The following is a 25,001-nucleotide window of genomic DNA, read 5'->3' on the forward strand; positions in this document are numbered from 1 at the left end:
GTACCGTTTTATTCAACACAGATTGTCTAATGCTTTCCATGGCTTTGCCGCTCTTGGGGGAAAAGCAATGGAGAAATCGCCTCGATCCAAAGTTAGATTTAGGCTATAGTATGGATCATGGGCAATAATTTCCGGCCAACGCTTCAACATATATGCCTGCTCTCTTGCAAACCGCTCCAGCTTTTCGGGAGTTTCTTCATATCCGCGAGTTGCCGACTCGTGGTGAAATAACTCAGCTCCAGGCACCCATATATTCCGCAAGCCAGCTTCGCGAAGGCGCAGGCAGAAATCGACATCGTTGTAAGCCACCGCAAGATCGGTCTCGTTAAGACCATCCACCAAGGCGTAATTCGCCTTCGTGACCACTAAGCAAGCACCGGTTACGGCAGCAAAGTTCTGACTAAGCGCCGCACGCCCAATATATCCTGGAGACCACCTGTCAAATCCGTGATGTGCATGCGCCGCGAGACCTCCGAGCCCCATCACAATACCGCCATGTTGAAGCGTGCCGTTCGGATAGAGAAGCCGCGCACCAACCGCGCCGATACCTGGGCGGAGGGCGTGTTCGACCATTTCGGTCAACCAATCTGGCGCAATCACTTCAATGTCATTGTTTAAAAGAGCGATCACTTCTCCTGCGGCTATTTCAACAGCGGCATTGTTCAATCGAGAGAAATTGAAAGGACCGTCATCTCGAATCACGCGAGCAACGCCATCTCTTGAAAGTTGCGAAAAGTACTGCAACGCATCCGGATCAGTAGACCCGTTGTCAATAAGGATGATTTCGAAATTTCTATATGTCGTTAGTTTCGTGATTGAATCAACGCATGTTCTGACAAGCTGATGCGCGTCGCGCGTGGGGATTATCACACTTACCAAGGGTAATGGGGTAGCTATCGAATAGCGAGTGCTGAAACCGAAACCAACGAGCTTTGCGACACCGTTCGGTTCAACTCGCTTCAAATGCTCATTCAGGGCTCGCTCCCCGGCAAGCATCGCATATGGTTTGGAATCGGACGTTTTCGCAGTGCTGCCCGCATGGGAGCGCCAATGGTAAAGGACGTGGGGAATGTGAACAATCTGCTCTGGTTTTATGACCTCGGTGAACCTGAGAGCAAGGTCATAGTCTTGGGCCCCCTCAAACCCCGGCCGACAACCACCAATATCGCGAATAGTTTGTGCGAAATATACGCCGAGATGCGTAATTAAATTATGTGACCTAAATAGATCCAAGTTCCAATCAGACTTGAAGTAGGGATCGCAGCGCTCTCCGTTCTCATTTATCTTGTCTTCGTCGGAGTACAACAACCTTGCATCCGGATAGTCGGCCAACGCCTTTGCGACGCAAACCAAAGCGTGGGGAGCAAGCGTGTCATCGTGGTCAAGGAATGCAATCCATTTTCCAGTGCATAGTGAGATAGCCGAATTCGACGCGCGGGAGATGTGCCCATTTTCGGGTCGAAAAATCAATTTAATGCGCGAGTCCCGTTCGGCATATTCACGTAGAATTCCGACGGTGGAGCCGTCGGTCGAGGCGTCGTCGGCAATGCAAAGTTCCCAGTGTTCATAGTGCTGTGCCAACACACTTTCGATCGCTTCCCGCAGGAAGCATTCCGATGTATTGTAAACCGGCATTACGATCGAGATCAGAGGTTTGTCTGGCAGGCTGCGTATGAGTGACTTTACTGCACCGATATCGTGATCGGAAAGTGCGTCATACTGCGAGATCCATGATGTGTAATTCAGCCCCTGAACACTAGGTGAGTCTATTCGCCGGATATCTGATAAGAGAGCAGCAGGCCCACCTGTGTCCAGTGCTTTGAACACACGCTTCAACGCAACATGCGCATCTCTTGGTGTTCGGATTCGCTTAACTGCCTCCTTCGACACAATCCGCAAATAGTATAAGATACTTGCGAACCGTGACCTTGGGACAACGGATGTTGAATGTACGTGTGTCTCAACACTCGGGCCAAACGCTTTTCTGATCAAAGCAGAGAGCGTCACCTGGCCTCGAAACAGGCGGGCCATGACACGAAGCGGACGCGTCACAATCCACGAGTGGCTGGCATGAATCTGTGCAACAACGGCACGCAATGCCGAGGCAGTTTCCTTCGCCTGCTCGCGCTCGGCTGCCAGCTTGGCGATCTCGGTATCACGCTGCTCGATCTGTCGCTGCCACTCTTCGCGGCTAAGAGCAAACTGCGCCTCACGCCTGGCCACTTGCACGGTCGCGCCCTCATGCTCGAGCCTCGCCCTGGCGATTTCGTTGTCTCGCAGTTCGATCTGCTGCTGCCATTCTTGGCGGTTCTGCGCAAACTGCGCCTCACGCTCGGCAGCTTGCGCTGCTTCTTGATCACGCTCGGCCGTTAGTCTGGCGATCTCGCTGGCACGCTGCGCGGACAGTTGTCTCTGCCCTGCCAAATTCTCATGCGAGACTTTCAGACGAGTATCCAGTTCCGAAAAGAAGGCGTCGCCCGAAGCCGCCGAAACGGCATCCAGTTCGGCCTTCACCCTGTCGAGGGTGATGATCGCCACCTTGTCGCCCTCGTTGTCGGCGAGAGCCTTGAGGGCTGCGTACGCTTCTTTGACCCAGACAGAGATACGCTCGTCGGCGATGAGCTGCGCGGTACTGGCGACATGGTGCCTGTGCTCTTCGGAAAGATTTCGGTCAATCTCGATAGCGGCCTCGTTGAGCGAGCGAGGCCAAGCGAGGTCCAGTTCGTCAACGATCTTTGCAAGCGTCGGCCGCCACCCGGCCATCATATCCTCATAGGAAACCAAGACACGCTGCTTGCCCCTTGTCGCGCTTTCTGCATCCAACTCATGGCGTAGCCAAAGCAGACTGGAGAAGCCGAGGGTGAAACGGTCCCGCTTTTGGAGAGAGGCGGCTACCGCAAGCGGGTTTCGGCTGACGAGCACATAGCGGACGTCAACCTTCATGGCCTTGAGTATGTCCGCATAGAGAGGCACGAACCGAGATACTCGCGGCTCCTTGAGGACGAATAGTTCAGCTTCGCAAAACTCATCGACGAGAAGGCGCGCGATTTCAGCCTTGTAATGCTGGACCCTTCGTTTCGAAAGGTTTGCGATATCGAAACCACGCCAGTCGTCCCACTGGCTTCCACCTTCCGCAAGCATCCGCTCATGCAATTCAACCAAAGGGGCAGGCTCCCAAAATCCCCGCTCATTGTTGTTCGGAGCTGGCGGCAGCAGATTCTTCGGCAGTTCCGCGCCAAGCAGACTGATCGCCCTCGTCAGCGCGCTGGTGCCCGAGCGATGCATGCCGAGCACCATGATGCAGGTGCGCTTGGCCGCTTTCGGCTTCGGCTTGCGTGTTTTCGGCTCGCCGACGGGCGCCGCATCCTGCAGGTTTTCTGCCGAGGGGTGCTTGTTCATGCAGTCAATGCCTGTTTCGTCTCACCTGTCAGAAGCCGGCGCACTATCGCTTCCGTCGATTGCCGCCAGTCCGGCGCGGTCCAGCCGAAGCTGGCGGCGAACTTCGCGCTCGATAGCCGGGAGTTGGCGGGGCGGCGCGCCTTGGTCGGATAGTCCATCGTAGCAATGTCCCGTACCCGCGCCCAGGGACCACCAGACACGCGGCTTGTGTCGAGGATGTGGCGGGCAAAACCGCTCCAGTTGGTCTCGCCGGTGCCGGCCAGATGATGGATGCCGAACGCGGCGGACCCCTTGTCGCCATGCAACATGGCGGCCGCATGCAGGATCGCGTCGGCGATATCGAGTGCCGAGGTGGGGTTGCCCCATTGATCGGCGACCACCGAAATCTCGTCGCGGTCGGCGGCCAGCCGCAGCATGGTTTTGACGAAATTCCTGCCGAACGGGCTGTAGACCCAGGCGGTGCGCAGGATCAGGTGGCGCGGATTGGCTGCCGCCACCGCCTGTTCGCCGGCGAGCTTTGAGGCGCCGTAGACGCCGAGCGGCGCGGTCGCGTCGGTCTCGACATAGGCGCCGTCCTTCGAACCATCGAAGACATAGTCGGTCGAAAGGTGGATGACGGGAACGCCGAGCCGCGCTGCCGCTTCAGTCACCTTGCCGGCGCCGGTCGCGTTGACCGCGAAGGCCAGATCGGGCTCGTCCTCGGCCTGGTCCACGGCCGTGTAAGCGGCGGCCGACACGACGATATCGGGCTTGCCCGCTGCTATGGCGTCGATGACGGTCTCGGGCCTTGCGAGATCAAGCTCCGGGCGGCCGATGGCGACGACCTCGACGCCGGCGCGTGCCTGGCCGGCCTCCAGAAGGCTTGCCGCGACCTGGCCGTCGCGTCCGGTGACGACGATCCTCACGCGCTCACCTTGCGTGCTTCGCCCAATCTTTCGCCGGCATAGCGCTGTTCGCGGATCGGCCCCCACCACCATTTGTTGTCGAGGAACCAGTCCACGGTTCTGGCAAGACCGCTGTCGAAATTCTCCCTCGGCGTCCAGCCGAGCTCACGGCCGATCTTGGAGGCATCGATGGCGTAGCGGCGGTCGTGGCCGGGGCGGTCGGTGACAAAGGAGATCAGCTCGCGATAGGGCTCGCCGCCGGCCCGCGGACGCCTGATGTCGAGCAGGCCGCAGATCGTTTCGACGACGGCGAGGTTGGTGCGCTCCGAATTGCCGCCGACATTGTAGCTCTCGCCCGGCATGCCCCTGGTGGCGACCAGTTCCAGGGCCCGCGCGTGATCCTCGACGAACAGCCAGTCGCGCACATTGGCGCCGGCGCCATAGACAGGCAGCCGCTTTTCGTCGAGCGCGTTGAGGATGACGAGCGGGATCAGTTTTTCGGGGAAATGATAGGGGCCGTAATTGTTCGAACAGTTGGAGAGCACGACCGGCAGGCCGTAGGTCTCGTGCCAGGCGCGCACCAGATGGTCGGAGGCCGCCTTGGAGGCGGAATAGGGCGAGGACGGTGCGTAAGGCGTCTCCTCGACGAACATGCCACCGTCGAAAGGCAGGTCGCCGAACACCTCGTCGGTCGAGACGTGGTGGAAGCGGAAGCGGCTTTTCCTGTTGTCCGACAGGCCGCGCCAATATTCGAGTGCGGCATTGAGGACCTTGTAGGTGCCGACGATGTTGGTCTCTATGAAAGCGCCCGGCCCGTCGATCGAGCGGTCGACATGGCTCTCGGCGGCGAGGTTCATGACGACGTCGATATCGTCACGGCGCAGGAGATCGAGCACCGCCCTCTCGTCGCAGATATCGGCCTGGGCGAAGCGGTAATTGTGCGCATTCTCGATCGGCCGCAGCGAGGCGAGGTTGCCGGCATAGGTCAGCTTGTCGAGATTGGTCACCCGGTAGGCCGGATTGGTACATAGATGCCGGCATACCGCCGAGCCGATGAAGCCGGCGCCGCCTGTCACGAGAAAATTCATGCCGCTGTCCCCACGACGCAAATGTCTGGTCCTTTAACAACACCCATCAGGCGAACACCTCGGCATTGGCCAGCGCCGGCGCCTTGAGATCCTTGTCCGAAAGCTGGAAACCGCCAGGCAGCGAAGGCCATTCTATGCCGATGGCGGGATCGTCGAAACGAATCGACCGGTCATGCTCGGGCGAATAGGTGTCGGTCACCTTATACAGGACCTCGGTGTCAGGCACGAGCGTCACAAAGCCATGCGCGAAACCCTTTGGCACCAGAATCTGGTTGCCCTTCTGCGCCGACACTTCGAGAGCGACCCATTTTCCAAAGGTTTTCGAACCGCGGCGGATATCGACCGCGATGTCGAGGATGCCGCCACGGATGACGCGCAGCAGCTTGTCCTGGGCGCGCGGTGCGAGCTGGTAGTGAAGCCCGCGCAAGACACCGGCTGCAGCGGAATAAGAATGGTTGTCCTGCACGAAAAGCAGGTCGATGCCGGCCCGCGAAAAGCGCTCGGCATTGTAGGTTTCAATGAAGAAGCCGCGTGCGTCGCCATGTCGCTTCGGAACGATTTCCAGCACGCCATCGATGCCAAGCGATCTCACCTCCAGCATCTAGCCCTCCGAAAGATCGGCGACACGCCGGCGCAGATAGGCGGCGTACTCGTTCTTTCCCAGGCGGGTTGCGCGCTCCAGCACCTTGTCCGCCGTCAGCCAGCCCTGTTCGAGGGCGATTTCCTCCGGACAGGCAACCTTGATGCCCTGGCGATGTTCGATCGTGCGCACGAAGGAAGAGGCTTCATGCAAACTGTCATGGGTGCCGGTGTCGAGCCAGGCATAGCCGCGGCCCAAACGGTGCACGTGCAACTGACCGCGCTCGAGGTAGACATTGTTGACGGCCGTGATCTCGAGCTCGCCGCGCACCGAGGGCCGGATGGTTGGGGCGATGTCGACGACTTCGTTGTCGTAGAAGTAGAGACCCGTGACGGCCCAGTTGGACTTCGGCTTCTGTGGTTTTTCCTCAATCGTCAGCGCTGTGCCGGTCGCCTTGTCGAAGGACACCACGCCATAGCGTTGGGGATCCTCGACATGGTAGGCAAACACCGAAGCACCCTCCTTGCGCGACGCCGCGGTGCGGCAAAGCTGCGACAGCCCGTCGCCAAAATATATGTTGTCGCCCAGGATCATCGACACGCCATCCTTGCCGATGAAATCGCGACCAATGATAAAGGCTTCCGCGAGGCCATTGGGTTGCGGTTGCTGCGCATAAGACAAAGCCAGCCCGAACTCAGATCCGTCGCCGAGCAACTCACGGAAGGCCGGCAGGTCACGCGGCGTCGAAATGATCAGAATCTCACGGATACCCGCGAGCATCAACACGCTCAGCGGATAATAGATCATCGGCTTGTCGTATATCGGGAGGATCTGCTTAGAGACTGCTAATGTTAGTGGATAAAGACGCGTTCCACTGCCTCCAGCAAGGATAATTCCTTTCAAGAAGCTCTCCTTGACATGCCAAAGCCCCCCGGCCCTGAGTGTCCGTGCTTAGGTTTCATACAATGGCTTGTCAATGCGGCAAGCGATAAACGAGAGGACTGTTTGGCGCGCATAGACGTGACCTTTGTTACCCTCGCCCAAAATACGCCAGATACCACTCGACGAACCGCCCTACCCCGTCGGACACGGACGTGTTGGGGCGATAGCCGACGGCCTCTTGCAGTGCGGACGTGTCGGCGAAAGTGTCCGGCACGTCGCCTGCCTGCAGCGGCAAGAGTTCGATGATGGCCTTGCGGCCAAGCGCGCTTTCCAGCGCCTCGACATAGGCGGTCAACTTGACCGGGTTGCTGTTGCCGATGTTGAAGATACGCCAGGGGGCACTGCTCGTTGCCGGATCCGGATGATTTGAATCCCAGGCCGGGTTGCCGGCGGCAGGACTGTCGCTGGCCCGGATCACGCCTTCGGCGATGTCATCGACATAGGTGAAGTCGCGCGTGTGGTTGCCATTGTTGAACAGCTTGATCGGCTCGCCGGCCAGGATGCTCCTGGTGAACAGGAACAGCGCCATGTCGGGACGCCCCCACGGGCCGTACACAGTGAAGAAACGCAAGCCCGTGGTCGGCAACCCGAACAGATGGCTATAGCTGTGCGCCATCAGTTCGTTGGCGCGCTTGGTCGCGGCGTAGAACTGCAGGGGATGGTCGGCCGGGCGATGCTCGGAAAACGGCATGTCGGTGTTGGCGCCGTAAACGCTCGAGGTGCTGGCATAGGTCAGGTGCGCCATGCCGCCGTTGCGGCAGGCCTCCAGCATGTTGGTGAAGGCGACGATGTTGCTTTCGACATAGGCGCGCGGGTTTTCCAGGCTGTAGCGCACCCCGGCTTGGGCGGCCAGATGGATCACCCGGTCGAAGGCGTGATCGGCAAAGCAGCCGTCCACGATCCCTCTGTCGGCAAGATTGCCGTGGATGAAATGATAGCCGGCATTGGTGCTTCGGCTCGCCTCGGCCAGGAGCCGCAGCCGCGCCTGCTTGATCCGCGGATCGTAGTAATCGTTGACGCTGTCGATGCCGACAACCTCGTCGCCGCGCTCCAGCAGCCGCCTGGCGACATGATAGCCTATGAAGCCGGCAGCGCCGGTAACCAGAACCTTCATCAGCAGCACCCGCCTTCGGGAACAGCCCCCTGACGTCTATGGCACGCCAAGCTTCTTGCAGGGCTCAGGAGCGCTTCAGCAGCGACCAGACAGCCGGCACAAGGCTTGCGGCGAGGGCAACCTTGATCAGGTCGCCGACGATGAACGGCACGACGCCGAACTGCCAGGATTTTTCCGGACCGATCAACAGCGCCAGCCAGGCAAAGCCCATCGCCATCATCACCACCTCGGCAACCAGCATCGCGTTGAAAAGCTTTATCGGATGGCGATCCCAGCCGCGATCGGCGGCCCAGCCGACAATCGCCGCCATGACCACGAAGCCAGCGAGATAGCCGCCCGTCGAACCGAGCATGTATGCAATGCCGATGCCCTTCTCCGGCGTACCCTGGAAGACCGGGAAACCCATCGCGCCCTCCGCCATGTAGAGCAAAAGCGTGGCGACACCGAGACGCATGCCGAAGGCGGCGGCGATCAGGAAGACGGCGAGCGTCTGCATCGAGATGTCGACGGGGCCCAGCACCACCCTGGTCTTGGCCGACAGGGTCAGCAGCAGCGTTCCCGCGATCGCCAGGAAAAGCTGTGTTGCCAGTCGCGCCGCGCCTTCCTGCGGCAAAGCCAGAGAAACAAGCGGGCGCATCGTCGTTGCAGTTGCCATGGTCTTCCCCAATCCGGTCCGCCGCGATCCACTAATCGCGGTCCTTACATTTTCCTATATTGGCTTGCGTGCTATGCGGCAATCGGTTTTGCCGTTCCGGGAACAATGTGCCGACATGGTTCGAAAAGACATGGCTCTCAAATTCGATACCAGCTTCGATCCGAACTATGGCCAAGGCGTGAACGTGGCACCGGACGTGCAGCGCGTCACGGCTGGAAATCCCAGTCCCTTCACCTTTCATGGCACCAACAGCTATGTCGTCGGGCGCGACACGCTGGCAGTGATCGATCCCGGGCCGGATGATGAGGCGCACCTGCAAACCTTGCTCGACGTGATCGCCGGCAGGCCGGTCAGCCATATTTTCGTCAGCCACACGCATCGCGACCATTCCCCGCTGGCGGCCCGGCTGAAAGAGCGCACCGGCGCCATCGTGCTGGCGCAGGGGCCGCACCGGCCGGCAAGGCCGTTGCACATCGGCGAGACCAATGCGCTCGACGCCAGCGCCGACACAGCTTTCGTTCCCGACATTGCGCTGCCGGACGGCGAGTTGGTCAAAGGCGACGGCTGGGCGATCCGCACGGTTCTGACCCCCGGTCACACGGCCAATCACGCGGTGTTCGCACTGGAGGGAACCGGCATCCTGTTTTCGGCCGATCACGTCATGGCGTGGGCGACGTCCATCGTCGCGCCGCCGGATGGAGCAATGGCCGATTACATGGCATCGCTGGACAGACTGATCGAGCGCGACGACCGCCTGCTCTTGCCCGGGCACGGCGGACCGGTAACGGCGGCGCGCGCTTTCATGCGCGGATTGAAGGCGCATCGCAAGATGCGCGAGCGGGCCATATTGGAGCGTATCAGAGCCGGCGACCGGACGGTTGCCGACATGGTCAAGGCAATCTATCGCGACACTGATCCCCGGCTGCATGGTGCGGCCGGACTGTCGGTGCTTGCCCATCTCGAGGACCTCGTGGCGCGCGGCATGGTGTCGACAGACGCGGCCCCCGCCATCGGCGGCATTTTCACGCCGGCCCCATAGGTACCAAGCCCGCCCTGCACGCTGGCGCAGGAAAACGGCTATTCGGCTGGGGCCGCACCGACCTGGCCGGCGACTTCCTGATCCAGTTCCGCCAGGAAATCGGTGATGCGCGCGGCATTGTCGCCAAGATCATAGCGGCCGTACCGCGAAGCCGACCGCATATCGACGATCACTGTGCCGCCATCGTCCCTCACACGGATCGCCACATCTGCGGGAAGGCCGAGCACGAAGCCTTTGGCGACAGCGGTAATGGTCACGTCACTTTGCCCGGCAAGATCGGGATAGGGTTCGGAAAGATCCCAGTTGCGCCGGTCGAGTACGGTTTCGACGGCATTGACGACGGTCTCGAATGGCAGGTCGTAGCTGCGTGCGGTGACCAGCGGATAGCTGTCGTTTTGCAGCCGCTGTTCGCCCGGTGTCGACGGGGACAGCACATTCATGTCCTTTGTCCGGTCACTGACGTCAAGCGCGGGCGGATCGTCGAAATCGGTCGAGATGTCCTTGAGCGGCGGATAGATCGTCGCCCAGTAGGCGGCAATGCCGTAGGGGATCAGCACCAGCAGCGCCAGCAAGGCGCCGACTGTCAGGTCGCGGCCGCCGCGGTCACCGAATTTCCACAGCCTCGAAAAGGCGAACGCGGCGAACAACAGCGCCAGCGCCGCCAGCAGCGCGACAATGCCCAGCACCCACAGGAACACCGGCGTTTCGACGAGATCGAATCGGTGTCCGACGAAGTCGGTCAGCAAAAGCACCGCTGAAAACGCGGCCGTGCGCCGCGACCAGCCGGCGGCCTTCGACGTTTGCCGTTCGGGAATGCTAACCATTCTTCTCTACGCTGCCCCACCCGGACGGAGGTTTAGTGCCTTTTCGCGGCGGCTTGAAGCCGAAACACGCAACATCCTGTCAATCCGTCGGCAAGCGGTAGTCCTTGAACTGCTGGCGCAAGGTGATCTTCTGGATCTTGCCGGTGGCGGTGTGCGGTATTTCGCCGACGAAAGCGACATCGTCGGGCATCCACCACTTGGCCACCTTGCCGCTCATGAAGTCGAGAATATCAGCCTTGGTCGGCTCCTTGCCCGGCTTGGCAACGATGACCAGCAAGGGCCGCTCGCCCCATTTCGAATGATGGACGCCGATGGCCGCTGCTTCGGCCACGTCCGGATGACCGACGGCCAGATTCTCGAGATCGATGGTCGAAATCCATTCGCCGCCGGACTTGATGACGTCCTTGGCCCGATCGGTGATCTGCATGTAGCCGCTGGCGTCGATGTGAGCGACGTCTCCGGTGTCGAACCAGCCATCTTCATCGAACTGCTCCGCGCCGGCGCCACCATAATAGGCGCGAGCGACGGCCGGTCCACGCACCTTGAGCCGGCCAAAGGTCTTGCCATCCCAGGGTTGCGCATTGTTCTCGTCGTCGGTCACCTTCATTTCGACGCCGAAAGGCGCATAGCCCTGTTTTTGTTTCACATCCAGCCGGGCCTCACCCTCGAGAGAGGCATATTCCGGCTTCAAGGTGCACAGTGTGCCGAGCGGCGACATTTCGGTCATGCCCCAGGCGTGGATGACCTGGACACCGTAATTGTCCTGGAATTTCGTCATGATCGCGCGCGGGCAGGACGAGCCGCCGATAACGACCTTGTTCAGATAGGGAAGCTTCTTGCCGGTCTCCTCCAGATATTGCAGCAGCATCATCCAGACGGTCGGCACGGCGGCACTGAACGTCACCTTCTCGGTGTCGAGCAGTTCATAAATCGAGGCGCCATCCATCCTGCAGCCGGGCATGACCAGCTTGGCGCCGATCATCGGCGCGCTCTGGCCAAGACCCCATGCGTTGGCGTGAAACATCGGCACCACGGGCAGGATCGTGTCGCGAGCCGACAGGCCCATCGCGTCGGGCATGGCGGCGATCATGGCGTGCAGCACGTTCGAGCGATGGCTGTAGACGACGCCCTTGGGATCGCCTGTCGTGCCCGACGTGTAGCACATGCCGGCGGCGGTGCCTTCATCGAAGGTCTTCCAGGCGAAATCGCCATCGACCTCGTCAAGCCACTCCTCATAGGCGACGGCATTGGGCAAGGTCGTTTGCGGCATGTGCGCCTTGTCGGTCAGCACGATCACCTTCTTCAGCGATTTGACGGCACCGGCGATCTTCTCGAGCAATGGTATGAAGGTGAGGTCGACGAAGACGGCCTTGTCTTCGGCATGATTCATGATCCAGACGATCTGCTCGGGAAACAGGCGCGAATTGAGCGTATGATAGATCGCGCCGACGCCCATGATACCGTACCAGGCCTCGATGTGGCGCGCGGTGTTCCAGGCCAGAGTGGCGATGCGGTCGCCCAACCCGTAGCCGTCTCGCTCCAGTCGCTGGGCAACCTTGAGAGACCGACGATGGATGTCGGCATAGGTGGTGCGCACGATCGGTCCCTCGATGGAGCGCGACACGATCTCGCGCACGCCATGCTGCCGTTCAGCGTTGTCGATGAGCTTATGGCACAGCAGCGGCCATTCCTGCATCAGCCCCAGCATCTCGTTCCTCCTCCCCTTGCGCTTTTTGCGTCGTAGCTTTGGCTCATTGTGAAGCGAACCGAGGGATTGTCCAGTCACCCGCTTGCGCGGCGAACGAATTTCAGGATCCGTGCCGCCGCGGCAAGCGGTTGAATTCTGGGATGTTTTGGATTTTGGGCTGCCGAACGTCAGTGCCACCGAGATGGCAGGAGGTTCAAAACCGTGATGGTGATGGCAGTGTCGTCCCGAGCGACCGGGAAATCCGCCACAATCCGGCCATCGTCGGCGTTAAGCTTCGTTAACGGGCAAGGGGCGATTGGCGACTGAAAGAGGTTCGCATGGACGCGCAGCTCGACGACAAAGCCCTTGAGAGCACAATTGCGGAAAGCCTGGCTGATCTGGTGCCGGACGAAAAGACTGTTTCCGAAGACGAATTTGTTGAAGTTGTCGGCGGCGCGCTCGAAGCGGTCGGCGGCACGCTGCTGTTCAAGATGTGCGTGGAGAATGAAGGGGAAGGCCAGCACGTCGCGGCGGCATCCGTCGGCGATGGCGGCAATCGCCAGTTCCTGCTGCTCACCTTGCCGACCGGCGGTGGCTCGCTGAAAGTCGAAACGGTTTCGAGAAGCAGCAATCCGGTGGCCGGCATCGCGGCAGCCTATGCCGGACTGATGGACGCATTCAAAACCGCCGCCTGAGCCTCGGCCGACGCTCGAGAGCGCTACAAGCGTTCGCCACGCTCCGGCGGTTGGCTCCTGCATTCTTGATGCGAACGGACCTTGCGCAACAGCCATGTCCGCCACACCTTAGGGGGCGAGGCAAGGAGAACCAGCATGGACAAGATCGCCAATCCGGCACCCGGCTTCCAGCGCAATCCCGACAAGATCATCACAGTCGAGCCCTATGTCGGCACCGTCACCGTGCGCGCCGGCGATACGGTTATCGCGTCATCCACCAAAGCCAAGGTGCTGACCGAAGCCCCCTATCCCCCGGTCTTCTACATTCCCTTCGCCGACATCGATTTCGACAGGCTGAGCAGCACCCAGCACTCGACCCATTGCCCCTATAAGGGCGATGCCAGCTATTGGAGCGTGCTGGCCGCGGGCGAAGCGGGCAGGGACGCGATGTGGGCCTATCGGCATCCCTTCGACGAAATGACCGACATCCGCGACCACGGGGCGTTCTACGCCAGCAAAGTCAGCATCGAAGCCAAGCCGGGCTGAGCATTCGACCGGAAGGCGCTCAGGGCTCCCCTGACTATAGGCGCGCCTCAGTCGGTGGTGCCGTGATTGCCGACGCCATCGGCATCGTCCAGACGCACGAAGGTCATGCCCTTGGCCTTGAGCGCCAGCAGGCCCTGGACCACGCCCTCGCCGGCGGCGTGGGTCGGCTGGTTGATGTGGGAGATGATGACGTCACCGTCCTTGGCCGCGGCGATGCGCCTGGCGGTTTCCTTGGCGCCGAGCAACGAGCCGCCGTCGCCATTGATCGAGAAGCCGGCAATCTTGAAGCCCAGTTTACGGATCATCGCGATGGCCGCAGGGCTGTATTCGGCCGTTGCGCCACGGAACCATTTCGGCGCCGGCTCGCCGGTCCTGGCAAGAGCCGCGGCACCGGACTCCACCTCTGCCAATACGGCCTCCGGGCTGCCGGCGCTGCGTATGCCATAGATCTTCTGTGGCGTGTCGACCGCTGGAATATGACGCCCGCCGTGATTTTCCAGCTCGAAAAGGTCGGGATGCGCCCGCATGATCTCGACGGCCGCGGCGTTCCGCTTCAGCCAGATGCCGGTGACGAAAATCGTCGCCGGTATCTTGTTTTCCACCAGCGCCGTGAGAATGCGTGTGTCGGTCTGTCCACCGCAGGCATCGAGCGTGAGTGCAACGCGGCCCGTCCCACTTGCCGCGGGCTTGATGTGCAGCGTGGGTTCGACCAACGGAGCGGCATGGGCGCTGGATACCGCCGCCAACGACATGGCGATCATGCAGAGATGTCTTTGCAGCAGACGCATAAACCTGAATTCCTGACTGGGGCAGTTCACCGTTTCACGGAAACGGCGACCCGCTCCAACTTTTTGTTTTGACGCTATTCACTAGGAAAGCGTTACGCACTTTTCCTGGAATTGCTCTCACGATTTCAAGCCGGTATCCCAAACCCCGCATGAAGGCGGAAATCGGGACGATGGATAGCAGAAAATCGCCTGTCGCGACAATTTGACCGCTCGCGCGGTGCACGAGTTCAACGGGCTTTACGGTCGAACCCCATTCAGCCAGCGCGTTCCCGCTTCACCTCGGTGCGCGAGAGGAGTTCGCGCGCCGCTTCGACGACCGGCTTCACCTCCAGACGCCAGACGCAGCAAACCCTGCTGGGATCGGGCCAGCGACACAAGCCCTTGGCCACGCAGTCGCATGGCATCGGCGGCCGAAGTGCGATGCTGGGCACGCCGACCGGCCCCCAGCGCGACGGATCCGTCAGACCAAAAAGCCCGACAACCGGCGTGCCCACGGCGGCAGCCATATGCATAGGGCCGCTCTCATTGCCAAGAAACAGCCGCGCCTGTTTCAGAACGGCCAACAGGCTCTCGAGCGACAGCGTCCCGACAAGGTCGACGACCGGCGTCGCCGTCCTGGCGAGGATCCGCCCGGCGGTCTCGCGTTCGTCCGGCCCTCCCACCAGGACGACGCCTAGGCCGGTGTCCGTTGCAATTTGGTCGATCGCCTCGGCAAACCGCTCCGGCTGCCATTGCCGGCCCTTGAAGCTCGCACCCGCATGCACGGCCATGAAGCCGTTTGGGTCGAGATGATGCTCGCCCAGGAGCGCCAAGGCTTTGTCGGTCTCGAACGGCAGCGGCTCTATGCTTGGCATCGTCACGCGCAGATCGACGCCGAGCGCTTCAAGCGGCGAAAGATAGCGATAGACAAAATGCTGGCCGCCAAACCCGAACGGCTTGGCAAACAGATTGGCGGGCTGCCGCTCCAGCAGCTTGAGAGGCCTTTCGGGAGGATTGTAGCCGACGCGGGTCTTTGCGTTGACGAGCCCACTGACAATGCGCGAGGTCTTTGAATCGGTCAGGTCGATCGTCAGGTCGAAACGGAAGTCGCGTAGCGCCCGCACCACGGCATAGAGTTCTTTTCCGCGCTCCAGCGGAGTGCCGCGCATCCGGGAGCGCCGGAACGTGACCACCTCGGAAGCGATGCCGTGTGCAACCACGAAGCTTTTGAAGTGTGCTTCGCAGAGAAACACGATCCTGGCATCGGGGAATTCGAGTTGCAGGTTCCTGGCGAGCGTCGAGGCGAGGACGACATCCCCGATGAACTTCGTTTGAATGATCAGGATCAAGCGGAACGGTGGGGGTGATATCTGCAACATCGGATTCCGGGGACAATTGGCGGCCGTCCGCAAAACTGGGCAGGAACAATGTCGAGACTACGCGATGCCGTCCGCATGTTCACGTGAGTTTTTATACAAAACCGTAAATTTTGGCGAGGGCTAAGATCCTAACCTTTGCTCGCCTTCGCGTTCAGCACCGCCGCCTGTGCGGCAGCCAGCCTGGCGATCGGCACGCGATAGGGCGAGCAGGACACGTAGTCGAGGCCGACCTCCTCGCAGAACCGGATCGACGCGGGATCGCCGCCGTGTTCGCCGCAGATGCCGAGCTTGATATCGGGCCGCGTCCTTCTGCCCTTTTCGGCAGCCATGCGGACCAGTTCACCAACGCCATCAATGTCGAGCGAGACGAACGGATCCTGCTCGATAATGCCCTTCTGGCGATAGGTTTCCAGGAACGAGGCCGCGTCGTCGCGCGAAATGCCAAAGGTGGTCTGGGTGAGGTCGTTGGTGCCGAAGGAAAAGAACTCGGCCGACTCGGCGATCACATGGGCCCTGATCGCCGCGCGGGGGAGCTCAATCATGGTTCCAGTCAGGTAATCGATGTTGACGCCGCTCTCGGCCATGACACTCTTGGCGACCGCATCGATGCGGGCCTTCACGTAATCGAGTTCCTTCACCAGGCCGACCAGCGGCACCATGATCTCGGGCACCACCAGCGCGCCGGCCTTCTTGCCAGCCTCGACGGCGGCCTCGAAGATGGCGCGCGCCTGCATCTCGGCGATCTCGGGATAGGAGACGGCCAGCCGGCAGCCGCGATGGCCGAGCATCGGATTGAACTCGTGCAGGGCCTCGGTGCGCTGCCTGAGCTTGTCGGGCGAGACATTCATGGCGGCGGCGACCTCGGCGATTTCAGCCTCGGTCTTGGGCAGGAATTCGTGCAGCGGCGGATCGAGCAGGCGAATCGTCACCGGCAGGCCGGCCATGATCTCGAACAGTTCCAGGAAATCCGAGCGCTGCATGGGCAGGAGCTTCGCCAGGGCGGCGCGCCGATCCTTCTCGGTGTCGGCCAGGATCATCTCACGCATGGCGACAATGCGGGCGCCGTCGAAGAACATGTGCTCGGTCCGGCAAAGCCCGATGCCCTCGGCGCCGAAGGAGCGCGCCATGCGTGCATCGAGCGGCGTTTCGGCATTGGTGCGCACCTTCATGCGGCGCACCGCGTCCGCCCATTCCATGATGGCGGCGAAATCACCCGAAAGTTCAGGCTGCAGCATGGCCACGGCGCCCTTCAGCACCTGGCCATTGCCACCGTCGATGGTGATGATGTCGCCCTTGCGAAAGGTCTGCCCCATCGAAAGCAGCGTGCCGGCCTTGTAGTCGACGCGCAGCGAGCCGGCGCCCGAAACGCAAGGCTTGCCCATGCCGCGCGCGACGACGGCCGCATGGCTGGTCATGCCGCCGCGCGTGGTCAGGATGCCTTCCGCCGCATGCATGCCGTGGATGTCTTCGGGGCTGGTCTCGATGCGCACCAGGATCGCCTTGCGGCCCTGTGCCTTGAGGTCCTCGGCATCGGCGGAGGAAAAGACGATTTCGCCGGTGGCAGCCCCGGGAGACGCCGGCAGGCCGACGCCGATGACGTCGCGCGCGGCCTTCGGGTCGATGGTCGGATGCAGCAATTGATCGAGCGAGGCAGGATCGATGCGCGCGACCGCTTCTTCCCTGGTGATCAGCGTGTCTCTGGCCATCTCGACGGCGATCTTCAGCGCCGCCTTGGCGGTGCGCTTGCCGGACCGGGTCTGCAGCATCCACAATTTGCCGCGCTCGATGGTGAATTCGAGATCCTGCATGTCGCGGTAATGCTTTTCCAGACTGTCGGAGATGGTGACGAAGGACTGGAAGGCGTCCGGCATCAGCTTCTGCAGCGACGGCTTGTCGGAGCCGGCGGCGATGCGGGCCGCCTCGGTGATGTTTTGCGGCGTGCGGATGCCGGCGACGACGTCCTCGCCCTGCGCGTTGACCAGGAATTCGCCATAGAGCTGCTTTTCGCCGGTGGACGGGTTGCGGGTGAAGGCGACGCCGGTTGCCGAGGTCTCGCCCATATTGCCGAACACCATGGCCTGGACATTGACCGCCGTGCCCCAGCTTTCGGGGATATCGTGCAGACGCCGGTAGGTGATAGCGCGGTTGTTCATCCAGCTCGAGAACACAGCGCCGATGGCGCCCCAGAGCTGTTCTTGCGGATCCTGCGGGAACGGCATGCCGAGTTCTTCCTCGACCTTGGCCTTGTAGAGCGCGATCACGCCTTGCCATTCGATGGCGGTCAGTTCGGTGTCGAGCTCATGGCCGAGGCTGGCCTTCTGGTCTTCCAGGATTTCCTCGAACGCCTCATGGTCGAGGCCCATGACGACATCGGAATACATCTGGATGAAGCGGCGGTAGCTGTCATAGGCAAAGCGGGCATCGCCGGAATCGGTGGCCAACGCCTCGACCGTCTCGTCGTTCAGGCCGAGATTGAGCACGGTGTCCATCATGCCTGGCATGGAGGCGCGAGCCCCGGAGCGCACCGACACCAGGAGCAGCTTCGACGGATCGCCGAACCGGCGACCGGTCAGCCGGCCGATGTGATCGAGCGCGACCGCGACATCGGCTTCCAACTCCGCCGGATAGGCGCGGCCATTGGCATAATAGGCATTGCAGACCTCGGTGGTGATGGTGAAGCCCGGAGGCACCGGCAGGCCCAGGCTGCACATCTCTGCCAGGTTGGCGCCCTTGCCGCCCAGCAGATTCCTGTCACCGGCACGGCCTTCCGCCGCCCCATCGCCAAAGGTGAAAACCCATTTGGTCATGCTTTGCTCTCCGGTTGCAGGAGATTGGAAAGATGGGCGAAACGGAAAGCTCCGCCCGTGTCCGACTTTGGAGCGATATGATGCTGCAGTGCGAAAGGCAAGCGCCCGGCAAAGCCCCAGGCCGCTACAATCGATTAAGAAAAAGCCCCGCCCGGGCATGCGGCAAAAAGACTTGCCACCTCACGGTCCGATGACTAGAACACAAAGGGAACAAAGAGGTGCCGTATGAAACAGCCTGGAAAACTCGACTATCTGGAAATGCCGGCGACCGGCGGCACGCTGGACCGGTTGAAGGCTTTCTACAGTGCCGCCTTTGCCTGGTCGTTCACCGACTATGGACCGACCTATTCCGCCTTTGCCGAAGGCCTGGATGGCGGTTTTCAGGCCGACGCCGCGGAAGCGCCGGCCAAGCCGCTGCCCGTGCTTTACAGCGAAAACCTCGAGGAAACGCTGAGCGCCGTCGAAAGCGCCGGCGGCACGATCGTCAAGCCGATCTTCGCGTTCCCCGGCGGCCGGCGTTTCCACTTCGTCGATCCGGCCGGCAATGAGCTGGCCGTGTGGTCCCAATAGCCCGTTGCCGGGTCATCTGGCGGCAATCGCGCTGCTGGCCGGTTGAGTGTTCTCGCGGTCGCTCATAAGCATTGTGCTTTTCGACCGCTCTGCTAATAACGCGCCGCACAAGCGACTCTGACGGCTATTGGGGCGTCGCCAAGTGGTAAGGCATCGGTTTTTGGTACCGACATTCCCAGGTTCGAATCCTGGCGCCCCAGCCAAACTGGATGCCCTGTGGATAACTCGGTTCGTCGGCTCGTTCCATCGCTTCGGCCGCCACAGTTTTGGCAAGCAAGTCAAAAGGCTGCCTGAAGGTCGCGCGAACCTCGCCTCGATGCCATTCGCAGTTCGACAGTACCAAATTCAGAAGCCGTTTCTTCTGGCGCGGGGGCTGCTGAAGGAATAACTGGCTCGCGTTGCGTGCTGGTTCCAGGAGCCGGACGCCATCATCCATGTATGATTCTTCCGCCTGGCCGTGGCGTACCGGCTCCGAGTATTTGTGCCATTAGCCGTCGGCCTGCTGCTGTCGTCATCATGGCATCTGTCCCTGCCATAAGGGCAATCCACTTTCTGCAGCGAAGTTTTTGTCCTCAGCGTAAATTGGCTCACCCCTTCTCACCACCCGTCGAAGCAAAGCCGCATCTTCGTCGGCATGATATCGAAAGGCATTTCGGGTGTCGTATCCATGCCCGGCTTGGGACAGGGAAAATCCGCTGGCCACAACGGGATCGAAGCCGGCGAAACGCGCCAGCATGATCGCGAAGGCTCCAGTGGAGATTTTCCGATGCCAGCCGCGGGACACATGATATTTGCCGCTAAGCCGCCAGACGATGTTGGCAAGCTGCCATTTGGTCAGCGCCTGCAAGGTGTCGTAACGATAGTCGAAGGTGCGACAACCGGCTTCCAGCTTGTCCTCGCCGTCGGGCCAAACCGGGACAATCAGATGCTTTGCCCGCCGTCCTTTCAACAAATCACGCTTATAAAAGTCCTGCTCGCCCTCGCCGACTAAAATGCCGCGGCGAATGAGGGCGATATCGGGAACGGGGAGGCCAAAGGTTTCCGCCAACAGCTGGGAAGCATTGACGGTCACAAGTGCCCAATCGGCATCATGTCCTCCCGGCAGGCGAAAATTCGGCGCCGATCCCATGACCAAGGCGGGACCCGTGACCCTGGGCAAGCGAAGAATTGGCTTTGACAGGGTTGGCAAGAGATCCGAAAGCGGAGTCCTCATGCGGGGATCTGAACCGCATTTTCCTCAAACGCGCGCAGAATGCTCTCTTCTCGGCTCCACAATTCATCCCATTGTGTGGTGCCAGACCAGCCGGCAAACCAAGGACCGCCGAGCGTGTAGTGCGCCAGCGACACATCGGCGGGGTCGAGTTCGGAAGCCGACGCCCCTACGAGGTAGTTCCACGCCAGAGGCAATTCCCCGATCTCATGGTCCTCAAGCCATTTGAAGGCATGGAGGTCGCGTCCGGGCCACGTATTAAGCATTTCGTTCGTCAGCCGTTTGTTGGCGGGATGATCTAGATTCCACAAAACGACCGACGACCAGTTTTTGCGCCGATAGAACGTCTGCGTTTGTCCGTCCATCTTGACCGCTTCGGATTCGCGTTGCTGGTGCTTAACAACCATAATCGCGTAGGAAGGATCGACCAGGTCGAGCAGCTTGACTGGGTCCTCTAGAAACAGAACGTCACAATCGCAGAACATGGCCCAGCCGCCTTGCCGCACAAACGGAACGGCAAAGCGCGATATGGCAAACTCGGTCGCCATCGGTGCCTCGGAGATCGGGCACCAGAGTCTACCGTCACGTACCTCCATCGGCCGCTTCATGATTCCTTGGGCTTCAAGGTCCTTGAGCACGAGTGGCTGTATCTGCAACGGCGTGCTTGTCCGCCGGTAGGCGCTCCATCGCGCTACATCTAGAACACGGGCCTCGCGTGGATCATACCCAATGTACATTGGCATCATGTGGCAACTCTATAGCTGGATGCGAACTTATTCGAATTATGCATGGCAGCACTGCAAGCGGAAGACCCGAAGTAAACGGGGTTCCAGTTCATCACGGGAAGGTTCGTTGTTTTTCGAACCAGCCAATGCAATCGTAGGAGCAGAATGACATCCCATTCAGTCGTCCGGAGCGCCTTTGTCGTCACGTTCGTTGCGATTCTGGTCCTCGCGCTGCTGCCGGAGTCCCTGCTTCAGGAATTCGGGATCGACATCGGCCTCGGCTATGACAAGCTCAACCACGCCATTGCGTTCGCCGCCCTGGCTGTCCTTGGAAGTCTCGGCTGGCCCGAGCGCAAAGCCAGGCTGATACTCTTCCTGGCCGTGGTCGGGGCCGCGATCGAGATCCTTCAGGGCACGACGTTGATAGGCCGCGATCTCGATGTGTTCGACTGGGTTGCCGATTGCATCGGCATGGCGTGCGGTCTCGTGGTCGCGATGTGTGCGAACTGGGCCATGCACCGCAAAAGCGGGTAATCGAGAGCCCGGCCCGCGTCAGCTCGCCTCGCGCATGGCCTCGGCGGCCTGCAGATCGACCGAAACGAGCTGGCTGACGCCCTGCTCGGCCATGGTCACGCCGAACAGCCGGTCCATACGCGCCATGGTGATCGGGTTGTGGGTGATGATGACGAAGCGCGTCTCGGTGGTCTTGGCCATCTCGTCCATGAGATTGCAGAAGCGTTCGACATTGTGATCGTCGAGCGGCGCGTCGACCTCGTCGAGCACGCAGATCGGCGCCGGATTGGTCAGGAAGACGGCGAAGATCAGCGACATCGCCGTCAGCGCCTGTTCGCCGCCCGACAGCAACGTCATGGTCTGCGGCTTCTTGCCGGGCGGGCGGGCAAGGATTTCGAGCCCCGCCTCGAGCGGATCCTCGGACTCGATCAGCTGCAATTCCGCCGTGCCGCCACCGAACAGATGCGAGAACAGCCGCTGGAAATGGCTGTTGACGACGCCGAAGGCGGCGAGAAGCCGCTCGCGGCCTTCGCGGTTGAGGCTCTGGATCGCTTGCCGGAGCTTACGGATCGCCTCGATGATGTCCTCGCGCTCGGAGACGATCACCTCGAGCCGGTCGGAGAGCTCCTTCTGCTCTTCCTCGGCGCGCAGATTTACGGCGCCGAGCCGTTCGCGTTCGATCTTCAGCCTGTCGAGCTGGCGCTCGATCTCGGGCATTTCGGGCATCGGATCGTCGGCTTCCAGGCCGGTGTGGCGGATGACCAGATGCGGCGGCGTGTTCAGCGTCTCCTGGATGCGGGCCTCGACCTCCAGCCGGCGTTCGTCGGCCGCCGTCAGCCGTTCCTCGGCGCGCACGCGGGTCTCGCGCGCCTCGGCCAGCGACTGAATGGCGCCGGTGGCTCCCTTGTCCAGTTCGGACTGCCGGTTTTCCGCTTCCTGCAGGCGATCGGCGGCTGCCTTGCGCAAGGTTTCGGCCTCGGTGAGCTGCGACAGCAGCGCGCGCCGCTTGGCGTCTATCTCATCCGGAGCATCGGCCAGTCGTTCCCGCTCGGCCTCGGCCTCGGCCTTGCGCTCGCCGAGCGATGCGATCTGCGTCGAGGCGTTTTCGGCTCGCACCAACCAGTTGCTGCGCTCGGCGCCGATGGCATCGAGCCGGCGTGTGCGCGCCTCGGCCTCGCGCCGCAACCCCTCATGGACGGCGCGCGCATCGGCAAGCGTGGCGCGGTCGCGGGCGACATTGGCCGAGGATTGTTCGAGCTGCAATTGCAGGTCGCCGAGATCGGGCGCGTCCTGCAGCAGCATTTGGGCTTCGACGAAGGCCGCCGAGGTTTCCTCATGGCTGTCGACGATGCGGGCGCGCGCCTCGTCCAAGGCGGCGCGCCGGCTCGACAGCTCGCCACCGGCCTTCTCGGCCTCGGCCAGCGCGTTGCGGGCAGCGTCCAGCCGATGCTGGGCATCGCGCCCGGCCTGGCGCGTGTTGCGTTCGGCCTCGCTCGCCTGGCGAAGCGCCTGTTCAGCCTGCGCCAGCGCTTCTTCTGCCTGGCGCAAGACAAGTGTCGCCTGCACCGCTTCGGCATCGAGTTCGGCAAGCCGGTTCTTCTGCGCCAGCCTTTGTGCCGCGGCAGTCGGCGCATCGGCGCTGGCGGTAAGGCCGTCCCAGCGCCACAGCGCACCCTCGCGGCTGACCAGACGCTGGCCGGGCGCAAGCAGCCCCTGCAGCCGGCGGCCGTCGGCCGCCTCGACAATGCCGATCTGCGCCAGCCGCCGGGCAAGTTGCGCCGGCGCGCGCACCACGCTGGCAAGGCTTTTCACGCTTTCCGGCAACGCCGCGTCGCCGGGCTGGATCTGGCTTTCGCCCCAATGCGCCGGCGCGCTGCGGTCGAGCGGCACGTCCAGGTCTTCGCCAAGCGCGGCACCGAGCGCCGTCTCGAAGCCGCGCTCGACGCTGATCTGCTCCAGCACCGAGGGGAAGAGATCGCCACTGGCGGCGTTGAGGATCTTGGCCAGCGTCCGCGCTTCGGTCTCGATCCGCGCTAGCTCGGCCCGGGCATCCTGAAGCGGCGGCCGAGCGGCACTTTCGTTCGTACGGGCGTCGATGACCGACTGTTCGGCCTGCGACACGGCGGCCTCGGATTCCTCCAGCAGCGCGACGGCCTGTTCGACCAGTTCGCGCTTTTCGGCCGGATCGGGCAAGCCGGCGACCTTGGAGAGGATGTCAGACAGTTCGCGATCGACCTCGGCGAGCTGGCGCGCGAAGCGGTCGCGGCGCTCGGCCGTGTCGCGCAGCGTGCGTTCGATCTGGTTGCGCGAGGCGGCCGCCTCGGCCCGCTCGGCGGTCAGCGCGGCGAGTTTTGCCTCGCTTTGCGCAAGCGTCGATGCAGCCCGTTCGAAGGCCGCGCGGGTGGTGGCCTCGCGCTCCGCCGCGCCGGCATTTTCGGAGTTCAGCGTCGCTTCTTCGGCGCGCAGGCGTTCAAGAATATCCGCATTGTCGCGCACCATGCGCTCCTCGCGGGCGATGTCGCCGTCGAGTTGTTGCAGCCGGCGCTCGAGTTCGGCCTGACGGGCGCGGATACGGCCAGCCTCCTCCTCGATCTGCGACTTGGCGATCGACAGGCGCTGGAACGCAGCGGCGGCGGCGGCTTCGGCATCGCGCAGGTCCGGCAGGCGGTGAGCGCCGATGCCCTGCTCCCTGGCGGCGGCCATCTGCGCAGCGGCGCGGTCGCCGACCAGCGCCGTGGCGATAGCCAGCGCCGAGCGCGCCTCGCCCTCCTGCGTCTTGGCCAGCGTCCAGCGCAGATGCAGCAATGTCGCTTCGGCCTTGCGGATATCGGCCGACAGGTTCTTGAAGCGGGAAGCCTGGCGCGCCTGGCGCTTCAGGCTTTCGATCTGGCTTTCCAGCTCGCCGACGACGTCGTCCAGGCGTTCCAGATTCTGTTCGGCCGCCTTGAGCCGCAGTTCGGCCTCATGGCGGCGGGTGTGCAGGCCGGAAATGCCGGCCGCTTCTTCGAGCAGCGCACGGCGCGCCTGCGGCTTGGCCTGGATCAGTTCGCCGATGCGGCCCTGCCCGACCATCGACGGCGAGCGCGCGCCGGTCGACTGGTCGGCGAACAGAAGCTGCACGTCCTTGGCGCGCGCTTCCTTGCCGTTGATGCGGTAGAGCGAACCCGCCTCACGTTCGATGCGGCGCGACACCTGCAACTCATCGGCATCGTTGAAGGCGGAGGGTGCCGAGCGGTCGCTATTGTCGAGGAACAGCGTGACTTCGGCGGTGTTGCGCGCGGGCCGAGCGCCCGAGCCGGAAAAGATCACGTCGTCCATGCCGGACGCGCGCATATTCTTGTAGGAGCTTTCGCCCATCACCCAGCGCAGCGCCTCGACAAGGTTCGACTTGCCGCAGCCGTTCGGCCCGACAATACCCGTCAGGCCGCGTTCGATAACGAACTCGCCGGGCTCGACGAAAGACTTGAAACCAAGGAGGCGAAGGCGCGAAAACTTCATTCACGCGCCTCATAGGCGGGTTCGGCAAAAGTGTTCCGCGGTCTTGCGAAGAGAATCCGCGGCAAGACGACTGGTCGAGCAGCGCCGGGGCGCTGCCGCC

At 62.0% G+C, this 25,001-nt stretch carries 20 protein-coding genes and 1 tRNA gene; 6 read left to right on the plus strand and 15 right to left on the minus strand.

The features are described from left to right. Positions 1 to 12 precede the first annotated feature (12 nt). From JT360_RS20165 to JT360_RS20195, 7 genes are all read right to left on the minus strand, one after another. On the minus strand, positions 13 to 3,399 hold the full coding sequence (locus JT360_RS20165; protein ID WP_214473503.1) for a glycosyltransferase: 3,387 nt from the start codon (positions 3,397 to 3,399) through the stop codon (positions 13 to 15). Beyond that, positions 3,396 to 4,304, minus strand: a complete 909-nt coding sequence (gene rfbD, locus JT360_RS20170; RefSeq protein ID WP_214473504.1) for a dTDP-4-dehydrorhamnose reductase — start codon at positions 4,302 to 4,304, stop codon at positions 3,396 to 3,398. The genes JT360_RS20165 and rfbD overlap by 4 nt, the downstream gene beginning before the upstream one ends. Next, complete coding sequence (rfbB, locus tag JT360_RS20175; RefSeq protein ID WP_214473505.1) at positions 4,301 to 5,371, minus strand: dTDP-glucose 4,6-dehydratase; 1,071 nt, start codon at positions 5,369 to 5,371, stop codon at positions 4,301 to 4,303. The genes rfbD and rfbB overlap by 4 nt, the downstream gene beginning before the upstream one ends. Positions 5,372 to 5,417: 46 nt before the next feature. Further along, a complete protein-coding gene (gene rfbC, locus JT360_RS20180) occupies positions 5,418 to 5,972 on the minus strand; it encodes a dTDP-4-dehydrorhamnose 3,5-epimerase (protein ID WP_214473506.1) in 555 nt (184 codons plus the stop codon). Next, the gene (rfbA, locus tag JT360_RS20185; RefSeq protein WP_214473507.1) at positions 5,973 to 6,854 is read right to left on the minus strand and encodes a glucose-1-phosphate thymidylyltransferase RfbA; all 882 of its coding nucleotides are present in this window, start codon (positions 6,852 to 6,854) and stop codon (positions 5,973 to 5,975) included. A 127-nt stretch (positions 6,855 to 6,981) separates the two neighbouring features. Beyond that, positions 6,982 to 8,007 (minus strand): NAD-dependent epimerase, encoded by a 1,026-nt coding sequence (locus JT360_RS20190; RefSeq protein ID WP_214473508.1) that lies wholly within the window; start codon positions 8,005 to 8,007, stop codon positions 6,982 to 6,984. Positions 8,008 to 8,071: 64 nt separating this feature from the next. Beyond that, complete coding sequence (locus JT360_RS20195) at positions 8,072 to 8,662, minus strand: biotin transporter BioY (RefSeq protein ID WP_214473509.1); 591 nt, start codon at positions 8,660 to 8,662, stop codon at positions 8,072 to 8,074. A 130-nt stretch (positions 8,663 to 8,792) separates the two neighbouring features. Between JT360_RS20195 and JT360_RS20200 the strand changes: the two genes are divergently transcribed. After that, positions 8,793 to 9,701: an MBL fold metallo-hydrolase gene (locus JT360_RS20200; RefSeq protein WP_214473510.1), complete on the plus strand. Its 909-nt coding sequence runs from the start codon at positions 8,793 to 8,795 to the stop codon at positions 9,699 to 9,701. Positions 9,702 to 9,739: 38 nt separating this feature from the next. On the opposite strand, the gene JT360_RS20205 is transcribed toward JT360_RS20200, so the two are convergent. Together JT360_RS20205 and JT360_RS20210 are read right to left on the minus strand one after the other, a co-directional pair. Continuing rightward, the gene (locus JT360_RS20205) at positions 9,740 to 10,525 is read right to left on the minus strand and encodes a DUF1499 domain-containing protein (RefSeq protein WP_214473511.1); all 786 of its coding nucleotides are present in this window, start codon (positions 10,523 to 10,525) and stop codon (positions 9,740 to 9,742) included. 79 nt (positions 10,526 to 10,604) lie between these two features. After that, positions 10,605 to 12,233, minus strand: coding sequence for a fatty-acid--CoA ligase (locus JT360_RS20210; protein WP_214473512.1), 1,629 nt, complete (start codon positions 12,231 to 12,233; stop codon positions 10,605 to 10,607). Positions 12,234 to 12,550: 317 nt separating this feature from the next. Between JT360_RS20210 and JT360_RS20215 the strand changes: the two genes are divergently transcribed. Together JT360_RS20215 and JT360_RS20220 are read left to right on the plus strand one after the other, a co-directional pair. Beyond that, positions 12,551 to 12,907 (plus strand): hypothetical protein, encoded by a 357-nt coding sequence (locus tag JT360_RS20215; RefSeq protein ID WP_214473513.1) that lies wholly within the window; start codon positions 12,551 to 12,553, stop codon positions 12,905 to 12,907. 135 nt (positions 12,908 to 13,042) lie between these two features. Further along, complete coding sequence (locus JT360_RS20220) at positions 13,043 to 13,432, plus strand: DUF427 domain-containing protein (protein WP_214473514.1); 390 nt, start codon at positions 13,043 to 13,045, stop codon at positions 13,430 to 13,432. A 47-nt stretch (positions 13,433 to 13,479) separates the two neighbouring features. On the opposite strand, the gene JT360_RS20225 is transcribed toward JT360_RS20220, so the two are convergent. The 3 genes from JT360_RS20225 to ppdK form a co-directional block, all read right to left on the minus strand. Beyond that, complete coding sequence (locus JT360_RS20225) at positions 13,480 to 14,220, minus strand: polysaccharide deacetylase family protein (RefSeq protein ID WP_214473515.1); 741 nt, start codon at positions 14,218 to 14,220, stop codon at positions 13,480 to 13,482. A gap of 254 nt (positions 14,221 to 14,474) precedes the next feature. Next, positions 14,475 to 15,578: a glycosyltransferase family 9 protein gene (locus JT360_RS20230; protein WP_214473516.1), complete on the minus strand. Its 1,104-nt coding sequence runs from the start codon at positions 15,576 to 15,578 to the stop codon at positions 14,475 to 14,477. Between the two features lie 128 nt (positions 15,579 to 15,706). Further along, positions 15,707 to 18,385 (minus strand): pyruvate, phosphate dikinase, encoded by a 2,679-nt coding sequence (gene ppdK / locus JT360_RS20235; protein WP_214473517.1) that lies wholly within the window; start codon positions 18,383 to 18,385, stop codon positions 15,707 to 15,709. Between the two features lie 225 nt (positions 18,386 to 18,610). Here ppdK and JT360_RS20240 point away from each other — a divergent pair, with 225 nt between their 5' ends. Together JT360_RS20240 and JT360_RS20245 are read left to right on the plus strand one after the other, a co-directional pair. Next, positions 18,611 to 18,955, plus strand: a complete 345-nt coding sequence (locus JT360_RS20240) for a VOC family protein (protein ID WP_214473518.1) — start codon at positions 18,611 to 18,613, stop codon at positions 18,953 to 18,955. A 128-nt stretch (positions 18,956 to 19,083) separates the two neighbouring features. Further along, positions 19,084 to 19,158, plus strand: a tRNA-Gln gene (locus JT360_RS20245). A 311-nt stretch (positions 19,159 to 19,469) separates the two neighbouring features. On the opposite strand, the gene JT360_RS20250 is transcribed toward JT360_RS20245, so the two are convergent. Both JT360_RS20250 and JT360_RS20255 read right to left on the minus strand, forming a co-directional pair. Next, positions 19,470 to 20,084, minus strand: a complete 615-nt coding sequence (locus JT360_RS20250) for a hypothetical protein (RefSeq protein WP_250888944.1) — start codon at positions 20,082 to 20,084, stop codon at positions 19,470 to 19,472. An 80-nt stretch (positions 20,085 to 20,164) separates the two neighbouring features. Further along, complete coding sequence (locus tag JT360_RS20255; protein ID WP_250888938.1) at positions 20,165 to 20,713, minus strand: hypothetical protein; 549 nt, start codon at positions 20,711 to 20,713, stop codon at positions 20,165 to 20,167. Between the two features lie 288 nt (positions 20,714 to 21,001). On the opposite strand from JT360_RS20255, the gene JT360_RS20260 reads away from it, so the two are divergent. Beyond that, positions 21,002 to 21,424, plus strand: a complete 423-nt coding sequence (locus tag JT360_RS20260) for a VanZ family protein (RefSeq protein WP_352127943.1) — start codon at positions 21,002 to 21,004, stop codon at positions 21,422 to 21,424. Positions 21,425 to 21,442: 18 nt separating this feature from the next. Here the strand turns inward: JT360_RS20260 and smc are convergent, their stop codons facing one another. Next, positions 21,443 to 24,901, minus strand: a complete 3,459-nt coding sequence (gene smc, locus JT360_RS20265; RefSeq protein ID WP_214473522.1) for a chromosome segregation protein SMC — start codon at positions 24,899 to 24,901, stop codon at positions 21,443 to 21,445. Between the last annotated feature and the right edge of the window lie 100 nt (positions 24,902 to 25,001).

Origin of the sequence: Mesorhizobium sp. dw_380 (genome assembly GCF_018588885.1) — a bacterium.
GTDB lineage: Bacteria > Pseudomonadota > Alphaproteobacteria > Rhizobiales > Rhizobiaceae > Mesorhizobium.

Coding starts and splice junctions, on each gene's coding strand:
- JT360_RS20230 (WP_214473516.1), bottom strand. CDS start 15,578: ATGTTGCAGATATCACCCCCACCGTTCCGCTTGATCCTGATCATTCAA.
- smc (WP_214473522.1), bottom strand. CDS start 24,901: ATGAAGTTTTCGCGCCTTCGCCTCCTTGGTTTCAAGTCTTTCGTCGAG.
- JT360_RS20240 (WP_214473518.1), top strand. CDS start 18,611: ATGAAACAGCCTGGAAAACTCGACTATCTGGAAATGCCGGCGACCGGC.
- JT360_RS20165 (WP_214473503.1), bottom strand. CDS start 3,399: ATGAACAAGCACCCCTCGGCAGAAAACCTGCAGGATGCGGCGCCCGTC.
- JT360_RS20220 (WP_214473514.1), top strand. CDS start 13,043: ATGGACAAGATCGCCAATCCGGCACCCGGCTTCCAGCGCAATCCCGAC.
- ppdK (WP_214473517.1), bottom strand. CDS start 18,385: ATGACCAAATGGGTTTTCACCTTTGGCGATGGGGCGGCGGAAGGCCGT.
- JT360_RS20250 (WP_250888944.1), bottom strand. CDS start 20,084: ATGGGATCGGCGCCGAATTTTCGCCTGCCGGGAGGACATGATGCCGAT.
- JT360_RS20195 (WP_214473509.1), bottom strand. CDS start 8,662: ATGGCAACTGCAACGACGATGCGCCCGCTTGTTTCTCTGGCTTTGCCG.
- JT360_RS20205 (WP_214473511.1), bottom strand. CDS start 10,525: ATGGTTAGCATTCCCGAACGGCAAACGTCGAAGGCCGCCGGCTGGTCG.
- JT360_RS20255 (WP_250888938.1), bottom strand. CDS start 20,713: ATGGCGACCGAGTTTGCCATATCGCGCTTTGCCGTTCCGTTTGTGCGG.
- JT360_RS20210 (WP_214473512.1), bottom strand. CDS start 12,233: ATGCTGGGGCTGATGCAGGAATGGCCGCTGCTGTGCCATAAGCTCATC.
- JT360_RS20190 (WP_214473508.1), bottom strand. CDS start 8,007: ATGAAGGTTCTGGTTACCGGCGCTGCCGGCTTCATAGGCTATCATGTC.
- rfbB (WP_214473505.1), bottom strand. CDS start 5,371: ATGAATTTTCTCGTGACAGGCGGCGCCGGCTTCATCGGCTCGGCGGTA.
- JT360_RS20200 (WP_214473510.1), top strand. CDS start 8,793: ATGGCTCTCAAATTCGATACCAGCTTCGATCCGAACTATGGCCAAGGC.
- JT360_RS20215 (WP_214473513.1), top strand. CDS start 12,551: ATGGACGCGCAGCTCGACGACAAAGCCCTTGAGAGCACAATTGCGGAA.
- rfbC (WP_214473506.1), bottom strand. CDS start 5,972: ATGCTGGAGGTGAGATCGCTTGGCATCGATGGCGTGCTGGAAATCGTT.
- JT360_RS20225 (WP_214473515.1), bottom strand. CDS start 14,220: ATGCGTCTGCTGCAAAGACATCTCTGCATGATCGCCATGTCGTTGGCG.